Source organism: Methylobacterium sp. E-025 (genome assembly GCF_022829705.1).
Taxonomy (GTDB): domain Bacteria; phylum Pseudomonadota; class Alphaproteobacteria; order Rhizobiales; family Beijerinckiaceae; genus Methylobacterium.
Genome location: NZ_JAKSYR010000092.1, coordinates 1 through 2485, shown reverse-complemented (window position 1 = coordinate 2485; position 2485 = coordinate 1). Strand labels below are relative to the sequence as shown.

3 protein-coding genes are annotated in these 2485 nt (G+C 66.5%); 1 reads left to right on the top strand and 2 read right to left on the bottom strand.

All coding sequences use genetic code 11. The annotated features are described in order from the left end of the window. Nucleotides 1-136 precede the first annotated feature (136 nt). Nucleotides 137-1813, top strand: a complete 1677-nt coding sequence (locus MKK64_RS11930) for a methyl-accepting chemotaxis protein (protein WP_243935063.1) — start codon at nt 137-139, stop codon at nt 1811-1813. A 258-nt stretch (nt 1814-2071) separates the two neighbouring features. Here MKK64_RS11930 and MKK64_RS28260 read toward each other — a convergent pair whose 3' ends face one another. Beyond that, a complete protein-coding gene (locus MKK64_RS28260; protein ID WP_313898909.1) occupies nt 2072-2296 on the bottom strand; it encodes a hotdog domain-containing protein in 225 nt (74 codons plus the stop codon). Nucleotides 2297-2308: 12 nt separating this feature from the next. Continuing rightward, the gene (locus tag MKK64_RS28255; protein WP_313898908.1) at nt 2309-2455 is read right to left on the bottom strand and encodes a hypothetical protein; all 147 of its coding nucleotides are present in this window, start codon (nt 2453-2455) and stop codon (nt 2309-2311) included. Nucleotides 2456-2485: the final 30 nt, after the last annotated feature.

Genomic DNA, 2485 nt, shown 5'->3' with positions numbered 1-2485 from the left:
TGCGCGATAGCCTGCAATTCTACCCCAGCGGTCAGGTATCGGCGGTGGCTTCCTACGTCTGGTAGCAAGCGTGTGTGATACGCGCCGAGGTACCATCGTCCTTACTCCGCCCTTGCGCAGTTCCCCGCAGGATCTCATGGCATTCCACGTAGGCACCCGCATACAGCTCATTACCCTGACCGCTCTCGGCGGTATGGCAATGCTCATCGGGCTGGCAGCCTGGGACATGTCTCAGACGGTCACGGACGCGCGAGAGTTGAAGACGCGTGATCTCGTGGAGGCGGCGCAAGGGGTCCTCGCCTATTTTGAAGGCGAGGAGCGCGCCGGCCGGATGAGCCGCGATGCCGCCCAGCACGCGGCGGTAGCGGCTGTTCGTGGCCTACACTACGCGGGCAGCGAGTACTTCTGGATCCAGGACATGCAACCGCGCATGGTGTTGCATCCCAAGGCCGACCTTGTCGGCAAGGATATCACCGACATCGTCGACCCTTCGGGGAAGCACCTGTTCGTGGATGTGGTCGAACGGGTGAAGCAATCGGGCGCGGGCTTCGTCCCATACCAGTGGCCCAAGCCCGGTATGGATCAACCGGTGGCGAAGATTTCCTACGTAAAAGGCTTCGCGCCTTGGGGATGGATCATCGGATCGGGCATCTACGCGGACGACACGGCGGCGCAAATGCGGCCGACCTTGATGCGTCTGCTCGGCGGCGCGGCCATCGTTGCGGTGATGATCGGTCTTCTCGCGACAATTATAGGCCGGAGCGTGGTGCGGCCGGTGCGGGCCATGACGGCGTTCATGACCGGTCTCGCCGCGGGGGACTTGAGCAAAGAGGTGCCGGCCAAGGAACGTCGCGACGAGATCGGTGCGATGGCTGCCGCCGTCCAGGTGTTTAAGGACAACCTGATCCGGACGCGCGCTATCGAAGCGGAGACCGCGCAGGGCGATCTAGCGGCGCTGGCGCAGCGCAAGGCGGGGATGCGCCAGATGGCCGACGACTTCGAAGCGGCGGTGGGTGGCATCGTCGGGATGGTGTCGTCCTCGGCGACCGAGCTGCAGGCCACCGCCCGGGCCCTGACCGCGACGGCGACCGAGACGGCGAGCCAGTCCACCACGGTGGCGACGGCCGCCGAGGAGGCCGGCACCAACGTCACCACGGTGGCTGCGGCAGCCGAAGAACTCGGCGCGTCCGTGCTGGAGATCGGGCGCCAGGTCGGCGGCTCGGCGGCGCTCGCCCACGCGGCAGTGCAGGAGGCCGACCAGACCGGCACCCTGGTGCAGGCACTGAGCGCTGCGGTCTCGCGCATCGGCGACGTGGTCGGGCTGATCTCGAACATCGCCGGGCAGACCAACCTGCTGGCCCTCAACGCCACCATCGAGGCGGCACGTGCAGGCGCCGCCGGCAAGGGCTTCGCCATCGTCGCGGCGGAGGTGAAGGCGCTGGCCGAGCAGACGGCCAAGGCCACGAGCGAGATCTCGGGCCAGATCGCGCAGATCCAGACCTCGACTGGTCACGCGGTCGCTTCGATCGGCGGCATGACCGGGCGCATCCGCCAGATCAGCGACGTGGCGACCTCGATCGCGGCGGCGGTGGAGCAGCAGGGCGCGGCGACGCAGGAGATCGTGCGCAACGTCAGCCAGGCGGCTGTGGGCACGGCGGAGGTAACCGGCAACATCACCGGCGTGGCGGCCGCGGCCGAGAAGACCGGCGCGGCGGCGACCCAGGTGCTCGGCGCGGCGTCCGAGCTGTCGCGTCAGTCCGAGCACCTCGCGGCGGAAGTCGATCGCTTCCTCGCTACCGTCAGAGCCGCCTGAGGTAGAACCTCACGACTCAGGTGCTACGGCCGACGTTCAATCCCGACTTCAACGTCCGCTTCTGCTCCTTCTCGGCGCAGAAGCGGACGGGCGGCTTCCCACCCAAGTCGGTCATAGAGCGGACGGGCGGGTCCCGACCCAACTCAGCCGTTCGAACCACCATCGACGCTTCCCGAAAGCATCCATGCATAGGAGTCCAGACACCTCGGCCCTGCACCCTGAGAACGGCGAACGCCTCCAGTTCCTGTTAGACCGGAGTTAGGTCCGATGCCGCGCCTTCCCCTCGTCGTCCAAGGCGACATAGGTGAACACCCCTTCGGTGACCTTCTGCGGATCACCTCCGGTCCTATCCCGGATCCAGACCTCGATCCGAACGCCCAACGATGTCTCACCGTCTTCCTGTAGGGCGCAGTAGCAACTCACCTCATCGCCGACCGAGATCGGCCTGAGAAAACGCATTGCGTCGATGCTGACCGTCGCCACGCGGCCCTTAGTTCACTGGGCAGCAAAGGTTCCGCCGGCCAGATCCAAGTGCGAAACCGTCCAGCCTCCGAAGATGGCGCCAGCAGCGTTCGTGTCGCGCGGCATGGCGATGGTGCGCAGGTGTGGACCCTCGGACGGGCTTGAGCTCGTGGCTGCCATGGGAGGTGCTCCGTCCTTGTACGATCAGGC